13 protein-coding genes are annotated in these 17806 nt (G+C 72.3%); 7 read left to right on the forward strand and 6 right to left on the reverse strand.

The window, feature by feature from the left end; all coding sequences use genetic code 11:
• The first annotated feature begins 33 nt into the window (after window positions 1-33).
• The 7 genes from LUZ64_RS21090 to LUZ64_RS21120 all read left to right on the forward strand — a co-directional run bounded on the left by LUZ64_RS21090 (window position 34) and on the right by LUZ64_RS21120 (window position 9937).
• Window positions 34-1275 (forward strand): sensor histidine kinase, encoded by a 1242-nt coding sequence (locus LUZ64_RS21090; protein WP_095579074.1) that lies wholly within the window; start codon window positions 34-36, stop codon window positions 1273-1275.
• Window positions 1276-1572: 297 nt separating this feature from the next.
• On the forward strand, window positions 1573-2892 hold the full coding sequence (locus tag LUZ64_RS21095) for a sensor histidine kinase (protein ID WP_372472075.1): 1320 nt from the start codon (window positions 1573-1575) through the stop codon (window positions 2890-2892).
• A gap of 223 nt (window positions 2893-3115) precedes the next feature.
• On the forward strand, window positions 3116-3775 hold the full coding sequence (locus LUZ64_RS21100; RefSeq protein ID WP_276528251.1) for a response regulator transcription factor: 660 nt from the start codon (window positions 3116-3118) through the stop codon (window positions 3773-3775).
• Window positions 3776-4060: 285 nt separating this feature from the next.
• Window positions 4061-6046, forward strand: coding sequence for a 2-oxoacid:acceptor oxidoreductase subunit alpha (locus tag LUZ64_RS21105; RefSeq protein WP_095579073.1), 1986 nt, complete (start codon window positions 4061-4063; stop codon window positions 6044-6046).
• The gene (locus LUZ64_RS21110) at window positions 6039-7088 is read left to right on the forward strand and encodes a 2-oxoacid:ferredoxin oxidoreductase subunit beta (protein WP_232390535.1); all 1050 of its coding nucleotides are present in this window, start codon (window positions 6039-6041) and stop codon (window positions 7086-7088) included. The genes LUZ64_RS21105 and LUZ64_RS21110 overlap by 8 nt, the downstream gene beginning before the upstream one ends.
• A 227-nt stretch (window positions 7089-7315) precedes the next feature.
• A complete protein-coding gene (gene rarD / locus LUZ64_RS21115) occupies window positions 7316-8374 on the forward strand; it encodes an EamA family transporter RarD (RefSeq protein WP_095581656.1) in 1059 nt (352 codons plus the stop codon).
• A 210-nt stretch (window positions 8375-8584) separates the two neighbouring features.
• Window positions 8585-9937, forward strand: coding sequence for a M28 family metallopeptidase (locus LUZ64_RS21120; protein WP_095581653.1), 1353 nt, complete (start codon window positions 8585-8587; stop codon window positions 9935-9937).
• 135 nt (window positions 9938-10072) lie between these two features.
• Here LUZ64_RS21120 and LUZ64_RS21125 read toward each other — a convergent pair whose 3' ends face one another.
• The 6 genes from LUZ64_RS21125 to LUZ64_RS21150 all read right to left on the reverse strand — a co-directional run bounded on the left by LUZ64_RS21125 (window position 10073) and on the right by LUZ64_RS21150 (window position 17527).
• On the reverse strand, window positions 10073-11020 hold the full coding sequence (locus LUZ64_RS21125; RefSeq protein WP_095581652.1) for an ABC transporter permease: 948 nt from the start codon (window positions 11018-11020) through the stop codon (window positions 10073-10075).
• Window positions 11007-12005: an ABC transporter ATP-binding protein gene (locus LUZ64_RS21130; RefSeq protein ID WP_095581655.1), complete on the reverse strand. Its 999-nt coding sequence runs from the start codon at window positions 12003-12005 to the stop codon at window positions 11007-11009. Before LUZ64_RS21130 ends, LUZ64_RS21125 begins: the two co-directional genes overlap by 14 nt.
• A 133-nt stretch (window positions 12006-12138) precedes the next feature.
• Complete coding sequence (locus tag LUZ64_RS21135; protein WP_095581651.1) at window positions 12139-13419, reverse strand: LolA family protein; 1281 nt, start codon at window positions 13417-13419, stop codon at window positions 12139-12141.
• A 315-nt stretch (window positions 13420-13734) separates the two neighbouring features.
• Window positions 13735-14745 carry a polyprenyl synthetase family protein gene (locus LUZ64_RS21140; protein ID WP_095581650.1) on the reverse strand — a complete coding sequence of 337 codons (1011 nt, stop codon included), beginning with the start codon at window positions 14743-14745 and terminating at the stop codon, window positions 13735-13737.
• Window positions 14746-15045: 300 nt separating this feature from the next.
• A complete protein-coding gene (locus LUZ64_RS21145) occupies window positions 15046-16248 on the reverse strand; it encodes an FAD-dependent oxidoreductase (protein WP_095581649.1) in 1203 nt (400 codons plus the stop codon).
• Window positions 16249-16267: 19 nt separating this feature from the next.
• Window positions 16268-17527, reverse strand: a complete 1260-nt coding sequence (locus LUZ64_RS21150) for a carboxylate--amine ligase (RefSeq protein ID WP_095581648.1) — start codon at window positions 17525-17527, stop codon at window positions 16268-16270.
• Between the last annotated feature and the right edge of the window lie 279 nt (window positions 17528-17806).

The raw sequence follows: 17806 nt of genomic DNA on the forward strand, positions 1-17806 counted from the left end.
GGCGGCCCACTCCGGCCATGCAGGCTTAGGGCTATGACCGCCAGCAGTATGACCGGAAAAGCCGCGAAAAGCGCGGCCGGCCGTGGCCTCCACCGGGGCCCCCACGGCGCCTCCCCCCAGGACGGCGGCGACCGCCTGCCGCCCGCCCGCTTCGCGTTCGACGCCCGGACGTGGCGGGAAGTGGCGTACCTGCTGCTCGATCTGCCGGTGGGGCTGCTCGGCTTCCTCTACGTGACCGTCTGGCTCTACGCGGGCGTCCTGCTCGCCGTCACCGTCATAGGTCTGCCGATGCTGGCCGCCGGCCTGATGGGGATGCGGGTGCTGGGCCGGTGGGAGCGGCACCGGGCGCGCCGGCTGCTGGGGGTGCGGATCGACGAGCCGAGCCCGCTGTCGCGCCAGCGCCGCGACGCGGGTTTCTTCGCCTGGGTGTGGACGGCCCTGAAGGACCCGGTGGCCTGGCGCGGCACGCTGTACGCGTTCATACGATTGCCATGGGGCGTTCTCACTTTCGGGATCACGCTGGTCTCGCTGTTCGTCGCCTGGCCGGTGCTGGGCCATCTGGCGCGGGCGATGTCGAACGTGGACCGGGCGATGGTGCGCGGTCTGCTCTGTCCCTCCAGCGAGCTGGAGCGGCGGATCGCCGAGCTGGAGGAGGACCGCGGGGTGGTCGTGGACACGGCCGCCGCGGACCTGCGCCGCATCGAGCGCGATCTGCACGACGGCGCCCAGGCCCGGCTCGTCGCCCTCGCCATGGGCCTCGGTCTCGCGAAGGAGAAGCTGCTGGAGGATCCGGAGGCGGCGGCCCGGATGGTCGACGAGGCGCACGGCGAGGTGAAGCTCGCCCTCCAGGAGCTCCGCGACCTCGCCCGCGGCATCCACCCGGCGATCCTCACCGACCGCGGTCTCGGCCCGGCCCTGTCGTCGGTGGCCGGGCGGTGCACGGTGCCGGTGACGGTCTCGGCGGAGCTGGAGGCCCGGCCCGCGGCGGCGATCGAGGGCATCGCCTACTTCACCGTCTCCGAACTCCTCCAGAACGTCAGCAAGCACAGCCGGGCCCGCTCGGCGGAGGTCGAGCTGTGGCGGAAGGGGAAGCGGCTGCTGATCCAGGTGCGTGACGACGGGCAGGGCGGCGCGTCCACGGAGGGCGGCAGCGGGCTCGCCGGACTCGCCGAGCGACTGGGATCCGTCGACGGGCTGCTCGCCGTGGAGTCCCCGGCGGGCGGGCCCACCGTGATCACGGCCGAGCTGCCGTGGCGGGACCGCGCGGCGGGCTGAGCCCGCCGCGCGCACCTCCGGGGTGAGGAAAGCTCTGCGCCCAGGGGGTGGGAACAAGCCCTACGGCCCTGAGGGCGGGGACATCCCCGCGCCCCGGGGAACGGCCGTCCCCACGCCGCCCCGGGGAACGGCCGTCCCCACGCCCCCCCAGGGGGTGGGGACAGCCCTACCCCCAGGACACCGACGCGCTCCATGGTCCACGGCGCCGCGATCCGCGAGTCTGGGGACATCGAACGCGCACACGACGCGACCGGGCGCGGTCGCACACGGTCGAGGGGATCGGACGAGGAGATGGCCATGGATCACGGACAGGCGACGGCACCCCGGGCCCACCGGGTGCCCGCAGTGCTGCGCGCACCGCTGGAGGGCCGTACCTGGCGTGAGTTCCTCTATCTCCTGCTCAGCCTTCCGGTCTCGGTGGTCGGCTTCAGCTTCGCGATCAGCATGGCGTCGGCGGGCGTCGGACTGCTGATCACCTTCCTGGGCGTACCGGTGCTGGCCGCGGCGCTCGCCGGTTCACGGGCGCTGGGCGCGGTGGAGCGCGCGCGGGCGCGGGGGCTGCTCCACCTCGACGTGGCCGAGCCCGAGCCCGTACGCCCCGGCAAGGGCCGCAGCGGGCCGATGGCCTGGATGATCGCGCTGTTCAAGAGCGGTACGTCCTGGCGGCACCTGCTCTACGCACTGGTGCACATGCCGTGGGCCATCGCCGCGTTCTGTGTGTCGGTGACGCTGTGGGCCGTCGGCTGGGCGGTGTTCCTCTACCCGCTCTACGCGTGGATGTACCCGGCGTACTGGGGGCAGCCGGGCATGCAGGTGTTCGGCGACGCCGACGGCACTTCCCTCTACCTCGACAACCCGTTCGAGATCGGGGTCACCAGCGCCGCCGGCCTGGTCCTGGTGCTGGCCACCCCGTGGATCATCCGCGGCATGGCGTACGTGGACCGGATGCTGGTCGTGGGCCTGCTCGGGCCGTCCCGGCTGGCGACCCGGGTGTGGGAGCTGGAGGAGGACCGCGGGGTCGTCGTCGACACCGCCGCGGCCGACCTGCGCCGCATCGAGCGCGATCTGCACGACGGCGCCCAGGCCCGGCTCGTCGCCCTCGCCATGGACCTCGGTCTCGCGAAGGAGAAGCTGGAGGAGGACCCGGAGGCCGCCGCGCGGATGGTCGACGAGGCGCACGGCGAGGTGAAGCTCGCCCTCCAGGAACTCCGCGACCTCGCCCGCGGCATCCACCCCGCCATCCTCACCGACCGCGGCCTCGGCCCGGCCCTCTCCGCGCTGGCCGCGCGCTGCACGGTGCCGGTGACGGTCGAGGTGGACCTGCCGGCCCGGCCCGCGGCGGCGATCGAGGGCATCGCCTACTTCACCGTCTCCGAACTCCTCCAGAACATCAGCAAGCACAGCCGGGCCCGCTCGGGCCGTGTCGACGTGTGGCGGTCGGGGCAGCGGGTGATGCTCCAGGTGTCGGACGACGGGCAGGGCGGCGCGTCCACGGACGGCGGCAGCGGGCTCGCCGGACTCGCCGAGCGGCTGGGATCGGTCGACGGACTCCTGGTGGTGGACTCCCCGGCGGGCGGCCCGACGACGATCACGGCGGAACTGCCCTGGCGCGGCTGAGCCCCCGCCCCACGCCTTCGGGCCCCGGACGCTCCGGATCCTCCGGCTCGTCCGGGGCCCGCGATGCTCCGGGAAGGGGCGGGGCCTCTACGCCGGGGCGCCCCCCTGCGCCCCTCCGCTCCGCACGTCGCGCCCCGATTGCTGCGATGCTGGGAAGGTTGCACGCGAAGAACCCGGCACGGGCCGGGACAGGGGGCCGGAGGTCGTGATCGTGGAAGACAGGGTGCGGGTCGTCATCGCCGAGGACTCGGTGCTGCTCCGGGAGGGCCTGACCCGGCTCCTGACGGACCGCGGCCATGACGTCGTGGCCGGCGTCGGCGACGCCCAGGCGCTGCTCAAGGCCATCGCCGAGCTCGCGGCCGAGGACGCCCTGCCGGACGTGGTCGTCGCGGACGTGCGGATGCCCCCGACCCATACCGACGAGGGCGTCCGGGCGGCCGTCCGGCTGCGCCGGGAGCACCCGGAGCTCGGGGTGCTGGTGCTCTCGCAGTACGTCGAGGAGCAGTACGCCACGGAGCTGCTGGCCGGCAGCAGCCGGGGCGTCGGCTATCTGCTGAAGGACCGGGTGGCCGAGGTCCGTGAGTTCGTGGACGCCGTGGTGCGCGTGGCGCGCGGCGGCACGGCCCTGGACCCCGAGGTGGTGGCGCAGCTGCTGGGCCGCAGCCGCAAGCAGGACGTACTGGCCGGGCTGACGCCCCGGGAGCGGGAGGTCCTCGGTCTGATGGCCGAAGGAAGGACGAATTCCGCCATCGCGCGCCAGCTGGTGGTCAGCGACGGCGCCGTCGAGAAGCACGTCAGCAACATCTTCCTGAAGCTTGGGCTTTCCCCTAGTGACGGGGATCACCGCCGGGTGCTGGCCGTGCTGACGCACCTCCGGTCATGATCCACGGCCGGTTCGCCCGGCCGTGGAAGGTGTCCAGGTCGGAGGGGTCCGCGGGGGCGCGCGGCCGGGAAGGGCCTAGAACCAAAGGACTAGTGGGGGACGTCTTCCCACCGAAGGCATGAACGACCGTAAAATCCCATATTTTCCGGATATAAAGCCGCTGCTTTATCGATTCGATCTTCTGATCCCTCCCAGGTAGGCGACCCTTACCCACGTACGATGGCCATGGGTAAGCCGGTCGGCACCACCGTGTGCGCGCCGCCGCCATGAGGGAGGTCCGAAGCAGTGACCAGCCAGGTCAGTAGCCCGGCCGAACAGGCCGAACCAGCCGAGCAGCCGGGTGGGGTCGTCCCGCCCGCGGCGGAGCGGGATCCGTCGCTCCTCGCACCCCGGCTCGACCCCGCGGAGGGGTCCGGCGCCAAGGAGGTGCGGAAGCTCGAGCGGGTGATCATCCGGTTCGCGGGGGACTCGGGTGACGGCATGCAGCTCACGGGCGACCGTTTCACCTCGGAGACCGCGTCGTTCGGCAACGACCTGTCGACCCTGCCGAACTTCCCCGCCGAGATCCGCGCCCCCGCCGGCACCCTGCCCGGCGTCTCGTCCTTCCAGCTCCACTTCGCCGACCACGACATCCTCACCCCCGGCGACGCCCCCGACGTCCTCGTCGCCATGAACCCCGCCGCCCTCAAGGCCAACATCGCCGACGTCCCCCGCGGCGCCGAGATCATCGTCAACACCGACGAGTTCACCAAGCGCCCCATGGCCAAGGTCGGCTACGCCACCTCCCCGCTGGAGGACGGCTCCCTGGACGCCTACCGCGTCCACCCGGTCCCGCTGACGACGCTGACGATCGAGGCGCTCAAGGACTTCGGCCTGTCCCGCAAGGAGGCCGAGCGCAGCAAGAACATGTTCGCCCTCGGCCTGCTGTCGTGGATGTACCACCGGCCCACGCAGAACACCGAGTCCTTCCTGCGGAAGAAGTTCGCCAAGAAGCCCGAGATCGCGGAGGCCAACGTCACCGCCTTCCGCGCCGGCTGGAACTTCGGCGAGACCACCGAGGACTTCGCCGTCTCCTACGAGGTCGCGCCGGCCTCCGCCGCGTTCCCCATGGGCACGTACCGCAACATCTCCGGCAACCTCGCCCTGTCCTACGGCCTGATCGCCGCCGCCCGTCAGGCGGACCTGCCCCTCTACCTGGGCTCGTACCCGATCACCCCGGCCTCGGACATCCTGCACGAGCTGTCGAAGCACAAGAACTTCGGCGTCCGCACCTTCCAGGCCGAGGACGAGATCGCCGGCATCGGCGCCGCCCTCGGCGCGGCCTTCGGCGGCGCACTCGCGGTGACGACCACCTCCGGCCCGGGTGTGGCGCTCAAGAGCGAGACGATCGGCCTGGCGGTGTCGCTGGAGCTGCCCCTGCTGATCGTCGACATCCAGCGCGGCGGCCCCTCCACCGGCCTGCCGACCAAGACCGAGCAGGCCGACCTGCTCCAGGCCATGTACGGACGCAACGGCGAGGCCCCCGTGCCCGTCGTCGCGCCGCGCACGGCCGCCGACTGCTTCGACGCGGCCGTGGACGCGGCCCGTATCGCCCTGACCTACCGGACGCCGGTCTTCCTGCTGTCCGACGGCTATCTGGCCAACGGCTCGGAGCCCTGGCGGGTGCCGGAGGTCCACGAGCTGCCCGACCTGCGCGTGCAGTTCGCGACCGGCCCGAACCACGAGCTGGCCGACGGCACCGAGGTGTTCTGGCCGTACAAGCGCGACCCCGAGACCCTCGCCAGGCCGTGGGCCGTGCCCGGCACACCGGGCCTCGAACACCGCATCGGCGGCATCGAGAAGCAGGACGGCACGGGCAACATCAGCTACGACCCGGCCAACCACGAGTTCATGGTCCGCACCCGCCAGGCCAAGATCGACGGCATCGCCGTCCCCGACCTGGACGTGGACGACCCGCACGGCGCGAAGACCCTGGTCCTCGGCTGGGGTTCGACCTACGGCCCGATCACCGCCGCCGTCCGCCGCCTGCGCACCGAGGGCGTGCCCATCGCCCAGGCCCACCTGCGCCATCTGAACCCCTTCCCGAAGAACCTGGGAGAGGTGCTGAAGCGGTACGACAAGGTGATCGTCCCGGAGATGAACCTCGGCCAGCTGGCCACGCTCCTCCGCGCGAAGTACCTGGTCGACGCCCACTCGTACAACCAGGTCAACGGCATGCCGTTCAAGGCCGAGCAGCTCGCCACGGCTCTCAAGGAGGCCATCAATGACTGAGGCGCTGAAGCTGGTGCCCAAGGCCGAGGCCAAGCAGTCCATGAAGGACTTCAAGTCGGACCAGGAGGTGCGCTGGTGCCCCGGCTGCGGTGACTACGCCATCCTCGCCGCCGTCCAGGGCTTCATGCCCGAACTCGGCCTCGCCAAAGAGAACATCGTCTTCGTCTCCGGCATCGGCTGCTCCTCCCGCTTCCCCTACTACATGAACACCTACGGGATGCACTCCATCCACGGACGCGCACCCGCCATCGCCACCGGCCTCGCCACCAGCCGCCAAGACCTCTCCGTCTGGGTCGTCACCGGCGACGGCGACGCCCTCTCCATCGGCGGCAACCACCTCATCCACGCCCTCCGCCGCAACGTCAACCTCAAAATCCTCCTCTTCAACAACCGCATCTACGGCCTCACCAAAGGCCAGTACTCCCCCACCTCCGAAGTCGGGAAAATCACCAAGTCCACCCCCATGGGCTCCCTCGACGCACCCTTCAACCCCGTCTCCCTGGCCATCGGCGCCGAAGCGTCCTTCGTCGCCCGCACCGTCGACTCCGACCGCAAACACCTCACCGACGTCCTGCGCCAGGCCGCCGAACACCCCGGCACCGCCCTCGTCGAGATCTACCAGAACTGCAACATCTTCAACGACGGCGCCTTCGAAGCCCTCAAGGACAAGGAACAAGCCCAGGAAGCCGTCATCCGCCTCGAACACGGACACCCCATCCGCTTCGGCACGGACAACACCAAGGGCGTCATCCGCGACCGCGCCACCGGAGACCTCCGCGTCGTCGAGGTCACCCCCGAGAACGAAGCCGACATCCTGGTCCACGACGCCCACACCGCGTCCCCGACCACCGCCTTCGCCCTCTCCCGCCTCGCCGACCCCGACACCCTCCACCACACCCCCATCGGCGTCTTCCGCAGCACCGAACGCCCCGTCTACGACACCCTCATGGCCGACCAGCTCGAAACCGCCGTCGAACAGAAGGGCAAGGGCGACCTCGCCGCCCTCCTCGGCGGCAACGACACCTGGACGGTCGTCGGCTAGCCGACCCCGTACGGAGTCCGCGGACCGCAGCACGGCCGGTCACCCGGGAACGGGTGCCCGGCCGTTCGCGTGCGCCCGGCCCCCTCCGCCCACCCGCCTCCGGCGCACCTTCCCCGCCGGTGACCGCGCGGTGTCATGACCGTCATTCGATACGGACATGACACCGCCCGGGGAGCGGCGCTACCTTCGCAAGGTCGACGTCGCCCGCCCTCCGGGAGGAACCCGTGCTGCCGCCGCCCACCCCTCGCAACGAGACCCGCACAGGTCTGCTCTGCGCGGTCGCCGCCTATACGATCTGGGGCCTGTTCCCCCTCTACTGGCCGCTGCTGGAGCCGACCGGAGCGGTGGAGATCCTGGCCCACCGCATGGTGTGGTCGCTCGCCGCCGTCCTGATGGTGCTGGCCGTGACCCGCCGCTGGAGCTGGATACCCGGGCTGCTGCGGCAGCCGAAGCGGCTGGGGATGGTCGCGCTCGGCGCGGTGCTCATCTCCACGAACTGGGCCGCCTACATCTGGGCGGTGAACTCCGGACACGTCATCGAGGCGTCGATGGGGTACTTCTTCAACCCGCTCGTCAGCATCGCCGTCGGGGTGCTCGTGCTGCGCGAGCGGCTGCGCCCGACGCAGTGGGCCGCGGTGGGCGTCGGCGGCGCCGCCGTGGTCGTGCTGGCCGTCGGCTACGGCAAGCTGCCGTGGGTCGCGCTGACACTGGCGCTGACCTTCAGCGCGTACAGCCTGGTCAAGAAGAAGGTCGCGCTGGGCGGGCTGGAGTCGATGGCCGCCGAGACGGCCGTGCAGTTCCTGCCCGCGCTGGGCTTCCTGCTCTTCCTCGGCGCGCAGGGGAAGAGCACCTTCACCGCCACGGGCCCGGGGCACGCCCTGCTCCTGATGGGCACCGGCGTGATCACCGCGCTGCCGCTGATCTGCTTCGGCGTGGCGGCGGTGCGGCTGCCGCTGTCGGTGATCGGGATGGTGCAGTACCTCACCCCCGTCTTCCAGTTCGTGCTGGGCCTCGTCGTCTTCCACGAGGCGATGCCCGCCGAGCGGTGGGCCGGCTTCGCGCTGGTCTGGCTGGCGCTGGCGATGCTCACCTGGGACGCGGCGCGGACGGCGCGGACCGCCCGGGCGGCGCTGCGGGACGCCCGGGACAAGGCGGAGGGTGCGGGCGACAAGACGGAGGGCACGGGGGACAGGGCGGAAGGCGCGGCGGGCGGCGGTACGGCCGGCGGAGCGGCCTCTCCGGCGGCGCCCGCCGAGGAGCCCGAAGCGGACGCCGTGGCCAAGTAGGGGCGGCGGGACGTCAACGACCTCGGGTTAGGCGCAACTTTTAACCCAGAAGTCACAACTGCCCCAGGAAAAGCAGAAGTCACAGCTCAGAGCGGGTGCGGGACCGCCCGATATCCGGAAAGCGGTGTCTCGTGTCCGAAATCCGCCCTTGACGCACCTTCGGGGCGCCCCCAACATCATGGCCACGTCAAATGGAGTTGGGAGCCCCCCATGCTTGAGCTCACCGGACCAACCCTGCCCCGAAGATCTCGTGCCGTGGCCCTCCTGGCCACCGGCGCGGCTCTCACCGCGACCCTGCTCGGAGCGGCCTCCGGCACGGCCCTGGCGGAACCCACCGCCGCCAAGGCCCCCGCCAAGGCCGCCGCCGCGCCCGACATCTCCCTCGCCAACGTCAAGGCGCACCTGTCCCAGCTGCAGTCGATAGCCTCCGCGAACGGCGGCAACCGCGCGCACGGCCGCAGCGGTTACAAGGCGTCCATCGACTATGTGAAGGGCAAGCTGGACGCCGCCGGGTTCACCACCAGCGTCCAGCAGTTCACCTCCGGCGGCAGCACCGGCTACAACCTCGTCGCCGACTGGCCGGGCGGCGACGCGAACCATGTGCTCTTCGCCGGCGCCCACCTCGACTCGGTCTCCGCCGGGCCGGGCATCAACGACAACGGCTCCGGCTCGGCCGCCGTCCTGGAGACCGCCCTCACCGTGGCCCGCGAGGGCTACAAGCCCGGCAAGCACCTGCGCTTCGCCTGGTGGGGCGCCGAGGAACTCGGCATGGTCGGGTCGCGGTACTACGTCAACAACCTGCCCGCCACCGAGCGCGCGAAGATCGACGGGTATCTGAACTTCGACATGCTCGCCTCGCCCAACGCGGGCTACTTCGTCTACGACGACGACCCGACGATCGAGGGCGTCTTCAAGACCTGGTTCGCCGGCAAGAACATCTCCACCGAGATCGAGACCGAGGGCGACGGCCGCTCCGACCACGCCCCGTTCAAGAGCGCGGGCATCCGCGTCGGCGGGCTGTTCAGCGGCGCCGAGACCCGTAAGTCCGCGGCGCAGGCCCAGAAGTGGGGCGGCACCGCCGGCCAGGCGTTCGACCGCTGCTACCACTCCTCCTGCGACAGCACGTCGAACATCAACGACAAGGCGCTCGACCTCAACAGCGACGCCATCGCGCACGCCGTCTGGACGCTGAGCGGCGGCTCGACCGACCCCGGCGGCACGTCCTTCGAGAACGCGGCCGACGTCGCGATCCCGGACGCGGGCGCGGCCGTCGAGTCGTCGATCTCCGTCACCGGCCGCACCGGCAACGCGCCCTCGGCGCTCAAGGTCGGGGTCGACATCAAGCACACCTGGCGCGGCGACCTGGTCGTCGACCTCGTCGGCCCGAGCGGGCGCGCGTACCGGGTGAAGTCGTCCAGCGGCAGCGACTCGGCGGACAACGTCGTCGAGACGTTCACGGTCGACGCGTCGTCGGAGACGGCGAACGGGACGTGGAAGCTGCGGGTCCAGGACATCGGTGCGCAGGATTCGGGCTACATCGACAGCTGGAAGCTCACGTTCTAAGGCGCGGCACGGGACCTTTTCCCCTACCCGCCCCTTCCCGAACGACCTCGATCGCCGGCCGGGCTGATCTCAGCCCGGCCGGCGATTGAGGACACCGCGCGTCAGCGCGGAAAGAGGGGTCGCGGAAAGAGGGGTCTAAGCCGTGACGTCCTTCGTCGTGAACCGCGCCCACGCCGCCGACCCGAACACCGCCGCGTACAGCGCCTGAAGCCGGAAGTTGTCGAGCAGCTGGTCCCAGTAGACCGGCTGGCGCAGCACATCCGCGAAGCTCAGCCAGTGATGCGGGAAGAGATACGGCTGCACGGCCGCCAGCTGCGGGAACTGGTCGACGATCTGGGCTGTGATCAGCAGACCCACCGTGGTGGCCATGGCCGCGATCCCGCTGTTGGTGAGCGTGGAGACGAACAGCCCCAGGGCCGCGATGCCCACCAGCGACAGCGCCACCGCGCCCGCGACGGCCAGCGCCCGCAGCAGCCCCTCGCCGAAGGACACCGTCGTCCCGCTGAGCAGGGTGACGTCGCCGAGCGGAAAGAGCAGCGCCCCGGTGGCGAGCGCCGACAGCGCGACGACCATGGTGGCGGCGAGGCAGAAGACCAGCGTCGAGGTGAGCTTGGCGAGCAGCAGCCGCGTGCGCCCGGCGGGCGCGACCAGGAGGTAGCGCAGGGTGCCGGAGGCCGCCTCACCGGCCAGGGAGTCGCCCGCGACCACGCCGACGGCCATCGGCAGGAAGAAGGGCAGGGTCGCGGCGAGCGAGGTGAAGACCAGGAAGAGGCCGTTGTTGGTGACCTGGCTGAGGAAGGCCGGGCCCCCGCCCCCTCCGCCGACCGTGCCTCCGTCGCCGGTCTCGACCTTCACCGCGACGCCGACGAGGACGGGCACGGCCGCGAGCACGCCGAGCAGGACGAGCGTCCGCCAGCGCCGGAAGACGGTGCCGATCTCACTGCGGAAGAGGGACAGCTGCCGGAACGGGCTTACGGCCCGCGCGCCCGCGGGGACGGCTCCGTCCAGCCGCCCGTACCGCCCCTCGGCCCGCTCCTCGGCCCGCCGCTCCGTCCGGCCGGGACTCCGCTCAGCCCGCCACATCGAAGCCCTCCCCCGTCAGGGCGACGAAGGCGTCCTCCAGTGAGGCCCGCTCCCGCCCGAAGGCCCGGACCCGGACCCCGGCGCCCACCAGTGCGGCGTTGAGGTCGGCGAGGTCGGGGGCGTCCCGGTCGGGCAGTTCGCCGGTGACGCGGTCGAAGGCGGCCACGAGGTCGGTCACTCCTTGCTCCTTGAGGACCCGGACGGCGTCCGCGGTGTCGGGGGTGGTGACGGCCAGCCGGCCGCGGGCGGAGGCGGCGAGCCCCGCCAGCTCCGCCACCGTGCCCTGGGTGAGCAGCCGCCCCTGGGCCATGACGGCGGCATGGGTGCACACCTGCTCGATCTCGTCGAGGAGGTGCGAGGAGAGGAAGACGGTGGTGCCGTCGGCCGCGAGCTCGCGCACCAGGGTGCGGATCTCCCGCATGCCCTGCGGGTCGAGGCCGTTGGTCGGCTCGTCCAGGACGAGCAGCTCGCGCGGCTGGAGCAGGGCGGCGGCCAGGCCGAGCCGCTGCTTCATGCCGAGGGAGTACGCGCGGGCCTTCTTGCCGGCCGCGGCGACGAGGCCCACCCGGTCCAGGGCCGCGCCGACCCGGGCCGCGCGGGTGCGGGGGTCGGCGGTGGGATCGGCGGCGTCGAAGCGCGTCAGGTTGTCGCGGCCGGAGAGGAAGCCGTAGAGCGCGGGCCCCTCGATGAGGGCGCCCACCCTGGGCAGCACCCGGCGGGCCGAGCGCGGCATGGGCGCGCCGAGCACCTCGACGGTGCCCGAGGTCGGCTCGATCAGGCCCATGGCCATCCGGATGGTGGTGGTCTTCCCCGAGCCGTTGGGGCCGAGGAAGCCGAAGACGCTGCCGCGCGGCACCCTCAGGTCCAGCCGGTCGACGGCGAGCTGACCGCCCCGGTAGCGCTTGGTGAGCCCCCGGGTCTCCAGCGCGGCGCCGTCCCGCGGCACATGGGCGGCGGGGGCCGGGGCCGCGGCGGGCTCCTCCACCGGCGCGCTCGCCGGTCCCTCGCTCCGAGCGGGCGGCTCCTCCACCGGGGTCCCCTTCCGTTTCCGGCCGTACGGCGCCTTCCGCCGCCCGGCGGCACCGGGCCACCGGGCGGCGGGGCGGGCGGGAGCCCGCCTACTTCGCCGCGGCGATCAGCGCGTCCTTGGTGACCGCGCCCACGTAGACATCGCCGTTGTCCGTGATCAGGGCGTTGACGAGGCGGGTGGAGAAGATCTGGCCCGAGCCGAAGGAGCCCGAGACCTTGCTGCCGAACTTCTCGAACAGGCCACCGGCCGGGGCGCTCTTGCCCGCGCCGCCGGCCTTCTCCGCGGCCTTGCCGGCGTCCTCGCCGAGGTCCTTGGGCACGGTGAAGTGGGCGATGGACGCCCAGTCCTTGCCAAGGACGTCGAGGCCGGGGGCCCCGGAGCCGCCCGAGAGGCCCGGGAGGCCGGGCATGCCCTCGGCCCGGTGCTCCGCGCGGCCCTCCAGGTCCTTGTCCTCGGTGACCTTGGCGCCCTTCGGCGGGGTGAAGTCGAAGGTGCTCGCGCTCGGCTTGCCGAAGTCCACCTTGGTGAAGGCCGCGTCGACGACGGGCTTGCCGCCGCTCTTGGCCGCGAGGGTGAACTTCAGCGGCGTGCCCGTCTTGGCGTCCACCGCGATCCGCACGGCGCCGACGGTCGACTCGGCCGCCTTCGGCTTCACCGTCAGCTGATAGGCGTCCCGGCCGGCCACCTTGGCCGTGCCGTCGACCGCCACGGAGGTCGAGTCGCCCACGGCGTCGAGGGCCTTCTTGGCGAGCTCCTGCGGGGAAGCGCCGAGCGTTTCGCCGGCCGCCCCGCCCTTGCCGTCCCTGCCGCCCTTGCCGTCCTTCGCGCCCTTGCCGCTCGGCGCGGTCGAGTGGTGGACGGTGTTGCTGCCGCTGTCGTACGCCCAGACCTGGTCGCCGTTGCGGATCAGGCTGTACTCGGCGGCGCGCTCGACGATCGACAGCCGCTGCTTGTCGGGGCCGTCGACGGCGACGCGCAGCGTGTGCGTACCGGAGGCGAGCTCGGCGAGCTTGGCCTGCGGGGAGACCTCCGCACCCTGGCCCTTGCCGCCCTTGCCGCCCTCGCCGAGCGAGATGCCCGACGGCAGCGACGGCAGACCCAGGTCGGTGCTGAACTTCACCGAACCGGACATCTGCTGGACGTCCGACTTCGCCACCTTGGCGATCAGTTCCTCGGCGCTGATCTTCGGCAGGTCGGGGTCTCCGCCGCTGGCCAGCGCGGAGCCGATCCCGATGGTGGCCGCCGCGATCCCGGCGACCGCGACGGGCACGGCGTAGCGGACGGCCTTACGGCGCCCCCGCGCACCCGCTATGCCCGATGCGGGGTCCCCGGACCCCGTGTTGCCCTGGTGCGCTTCATTCCGTGCCATCTGCTCTACCTCCGTCATCGGCGGCGGTCACGCGTCCTGCACTCGCCCACCCCCCAGGCTCATTGTGGCCCGGCCGCTCGGTGGTGGAACGGGGAACCGGAGGTTTTTCCCCGGCCCATGACACTCTCGATTCCACCAAACCCCACCCCGCCGGGTCATCAGCCGACGGGATCAAGTCCGCGTACCTCTCGGGTATGACTCCCCCTAAGGGGGCGCCACCCGGACGGGGGACCCGGCACTCCCGGGGGCCCCGGTAGTCACCGGGAGACGCGGGAGAGCACGGGCGGCACGGCCGTGCGGGCGGCCGGGGGCGGGTCAGCCCGCGCGGTGCACGACCGCGTCGCAGAGGTTCTCCAGCGCGGCCTTGGCGTAGCAGTCGGGCAGCGGGGCCAGGATGGCCCGCGCCTCCTGGGCGTAGCGGACGGTGTCGCGCCGCGCCTGCTCCAGGGCGGGGTGGGCGCGCAGCCGGCGCAGCACCTCGGCGTGCAGGGTGTCGTCGGTGAGGTCGCCGTCGAGCAGCTCGCACAGCTCGAGGTCGTCGGCCGCGCCGGTGGCGGCGGCCTGGGCGCGCAGGTGCAGTACGGGCAGGGTGGGGATGCCCTCGCGCAGGTCGGTGCCGGGGGTCTTGCCCGACTCGTGGGAGTCGCTGGCGATGTCGAGGACGTCGTCGGCCAGCTGGAAGGCGGTGCCGAGGCGCTCGCCGTAGTGGGTGAGGATGTCGATCGTGCGCTCGTCGGCGCCGGACATCATCGCGCCGTACCGCCCGGCGACGGCGATCAGCGAGCCGGTCTTGCCGGCGATGACGTCGAGGTAGTGCTCGATGGGGTCGCGGCCGTCGCGCGGGCCGGCCGTCTCCAGGATCTGGCCCGTCACCAGCCGCTCGAACGCCTCGGCCTGGATGCGGACGGCCTCCGGGCCGAGGTCGGCCAGGATGTGCGAGGCCCGGGAGAAGAGGAAGTCCCCGGTGAGGACGGCCACGGAGTTGCCCCAGCGGGCGTTGGCGCTGTCCACGCCGCGCCGCACCTCGGCCTCGTCCATGACGTCGTCGTGGTAGAGCGTGGCCAGGTGGGTGAGCTCGACCACGACGGCCGAGGGCACGACGCCCGGGGCGTAGGGGTCGCCGAACTGGGCGGCGAGCATCACCAGCAGCGGCCGGAACCGCTTGCCGCCGGCCCGTACGAGGTGCTGCGCGGCCTCGGTGATGAAGGGCACGTCGCTCTTGGTGGCCTCGAGGAGGCCCTCCTCGACAGCGGCCAGCCCGGCCTGGACATCGGCTTCAAGAGCCTGGTCCCGCACGCTCAGCCCGAAAGGCCCGACGACGGTCACGAGGGGTACTCCTGTCTGCCTGCGAACACGGGGATTGTCGATGTGTCGCTGTCTCTACCGAAAGTCAGCGTATCCGGTCGGCTGTCGATCACCGTGGGCGCCTGCCTCTTCGATCGCTCTCCGCCGACGTCTCCCGTCACACCCCGTCACACGCCGCCGGGTCCCGACGGCCGGCCGCCACGGCGGTCGCACGCCGCCGCGCGGGAGTATCCCGCCCCACCGCGGGGCCGGTCACCCCCGCGGTACGGCCCTTCGGCCACGCTCCCCGCCCACGGGGACGGGGAGCGTGGCCCGCCCCGGCTACGACAGCGCGCCCACCGCCTTGGCCAGGCGCGGCGACGCGTACTCCGTGCCGCAGACGAACCGCATCACCGGGCCGTAGCTCGCCGCGGCCGGCAGCCCCGTGAAGAACAGGCCGGGGACCGAGGAGCGGTAGCCGGGGCCCAGCCGGGGGCCGCCCGCGGCGGCCACGAGGCGGGTGCGCAGACCGTGGCCGAGGAAGTCCAGGGCCGCGAGGTCCATGCGATAGCCGGTCGCGGCCACGACGTGGTCGGCGGCGAGCTCGCCCTCGGTGAGGCCGCTCTCGCCGGCCAGGGTGAGCACCGGGCGGCCCTCGTCCACCCGCGCCCGGACGATCCGCTTCCCCTCGGAGACCTGGACCCGGCCGATGAAGCGGTCGCGCAGCCACCAGGCGCCCAGCGGCCCCAGCACCCGCTGGACGAGGTACTTCCGGCCCGGCGCCGGAAGATGGCGGAAAGCGTCCGCGTAGTACGAGAAGGCGTAGAGCGACCAGGCCCGGCCGAAGGGGGTGTCGGGCTTGCGCGGCGACTGGCCGTCCGGCGCGGCACCGAACCGGACGGCTCCCCTCCGGCGGGCGACGATCCGCACGGACGCCGCCCCGGCGTCGGCCAGCAGCACGGCGGTCTCCAGGGCCGACTGCCCGGCGCCGACGACGACGACCTCCTTGCCGGCGAAGCGGGACAGGTCGCGGTGGTGCGAGCTGTGCGAGACCGGCCCGCTCGCCGAGGGGCCGTCGGGCACCGCCGCGGCCAGCTCGGGCGGCAGCGTCGCGAGGCCGCTCAGGCCCGTCGCCACGACCACGGCGCGGGCCGTGAACTGCTCCCCGGAGTCCAGCTTCACTTCGAAGCCCTCGGCCCGGCGGTCGACGGAGACCACCCGCACCTGCTCCAGGTCGGGCACCAGGCGCTCCTGGAACCACAGTCCGTAGCGGGCGAAGGTCTCCACCGGGATGGCGTCCCAGTCCGACTCGTACCGCCGCTCGCCGGTGCTCCGGCAGAAGTCGAGGAGGGTGTGGCCGGGCTGGGGGGCGTCGATGCTGGAGGCGACGGGGGTGGATTTCAGGAGCATGCCGACGGGCATGTGCTCGCGCCAGCTCACCATCGGCGAACCGAAGACGCGTGTGCTCATGCCGTGCGCCCGCAGATGGGCGGCGGTCGACAGACCGTACGGTCCGGCTCCGATGACTGCTACCGGAAGTGCCACGGATTCCCCTCCCAGGGCGTTACTCGACGACGGCAGCGGCACGGCGGGAGCGCCACAGCTGCCACAGGTGCCGCACGCCCGGCCGCACGAACCGGGCGAGCATGGTGAAGAAGGGCTTGATGTCGTCCCGCGCGGCCCAGGCGAACTCCGTGCCGGTGGCGCGCGCGGGCGCGTGCGGGGTGGTGTAGCCGCTGCGGCGGTAGGCGAGCAGGGCGGGCAGGTCGATGTTCTCCACGACGAACCGGCGGCCGTCGATCTGCTCGCCCTCGGGGACCGCGCGGCCGGTCAGGTCGAGGTGCTGGGCCCGGACGACGTCGACGCCGGCGGTGCTCTCGAAGAGGCGGAACTGCGCGCCCATCCGGGGGTTGAAGTCCAGGAGTTTGTACCGGCCGTCCCGGCGGTCGAAGCGCCAGTCGAGGTCGATGACGCCGCAGAAGCCGATCTGCTTGATGAACTGGGCGGCCATGTCGGCCAGTTCGGCGTTCTCCACGACGTACGCGTGGGCGGTCATGCCCGCGTGCGGCGGCCAGGAGCGCACCTTCACTCCCGTGAACATCGCCAGCGGGGTGCTCCGGCCGTCGAAGTAGGCGTGCACGATCCAGTCCTCGGCCTGCTCTCGGGGCAGGTACTCCTGGAGGATCACGCCGGGCGAGGGGCCCCAGCCGCGGGCGAGGGCCACCAGCTCCCGGGGGCCGCCGATGCGGGTGGTGCCGTGCACGGCGGGCTTGCGGCGCCGCTCGAACGCCTCCCGGTTCTTGGCGACGAGCGGGAAGCGGGCGCGCGCCGCGTAGTCCTCGATCTCCTCGAACGACGTGGGGAAGAGGGCCTCCGGGGAGGGCACCCCGTGCTCCACGCAGAGCTCGTGCAGCCCCTGCTTGCTGGCGAGCCTGCGCGGCAACTCGCGCTCCACGGACGGGAAGAGGAAGCTGCCCGCGAGCTGCTCCGCGTGCTCGGCGATCAGAACGGCCGCCTCGTCGTCGGTGGGCAGCAGGACGCTCGGGCGGCCGATCCTGCGCCCTATCCCCAGCAGCCCCTCGACGAGCACCTCGGGCCGCTCGGTGCCCGTGGTGGGCCAGACGAACCCCTGGCGCAGATAACGGGAGGAGGCGGCGGGCGTCCAGCGGTCCTCGGTGACGGCGTACACCGGGACACCGAGTCTGCCGAGGCTGCGGATCGCACCGACACCACCGTGGTGGAGGGGGTAGTTGCCGATCTTCACTATCAGCCCTGGAACGGTCCGGTCCGCCGCGATGGGCGTGCTCCTGCTCGCCACCAGCATCCCCCTCGGCCACCAGCCGCAGCGGCCCCCCCACTGTGCGTGACCCGACTAAGGACGCTACTTCGGAATCGCCGACTCCAGCAAGGAGTTACCGGACATTGCTAGCTCTTTAGTGAGCGGTCGGACAGCGGTTCGGGCAGGTGGGGCGCGTTCGTTCGAGGAGTCCCCGGAACGGGGGCACGCCACCGGCGCGTCACACTCCGGGCACGCCGGGCGCACCCGGGGGCGCCCGGCCTAAGCCGCCCCCGGCCACCCCTTGTCTGGCGGCCACCAGCACGT

The organism is Streptomyces albireticuli, assembly GCF_021228125.1.
In the GTDB taxonomy this organism is placed as follows: domain Bacteria; phylum Actinomycetota; class Actinomycetes; order Streptomycetales; family Streptomycetaceae; genus Streptomyces; species Streptomyces albireticuli.

Excerpts from the sequence above, each read along its gene's own strand:
- LUZ64_RS21090 (WP_095579074.1), top strand. The coding sequence starts at position 34 with ATGACCGCCAGCAGTATGACCGGAAAAGCCGCGAAAAGCGCGGCCGGC.
- LUZ64_RS21095 (WP_372472075.1), top strand. The coding sequence starts at position 1,573 with ATGGATCACGGACAGGCGACGGCACCCCGGGCCCACCGGGTGCCCGCA.
- LUZ64_RS21110 (WP_232390535.1), top strand. The coding sequence starts at position 6,039 with ATGACTGAGGCGCTGAAGCTGGTGCCCAAGGCCGAGGCCAAGCAGTCC.
- LUZ64_RS21120 (WP_095581653.1), top strand. The coding sequence starts at position 8,585 with ATGCTTGAGCTCACCGGACCAACCCTGCCCCGAAGATCTCGTGCCGTG.
- LUZ64_RS21125 (WP_095581652.1), bottom strand. The coding sequence starts at position 11,020 with ATGTGGCGGGCTGAGCGGAGTCCCGGCCGGACGGAGCGGCGGGCCGAG.
- LUZ64_RS21135 (WP_095581651.1), bottom strand. The coding sequence starts at position 13,419 with ATGGCACGGAATGAAGCGCACCAGGGCAACACGGGGTCCGGGGACCCC.
- LUZ64_RS21150 (WP_095581648.1), bottom strand. The coding sequence starts at position 17,527 with ATGCTGGTGGCGAGCAGGAGCACGCCCATCGCGGCGGACCGGACCGTT.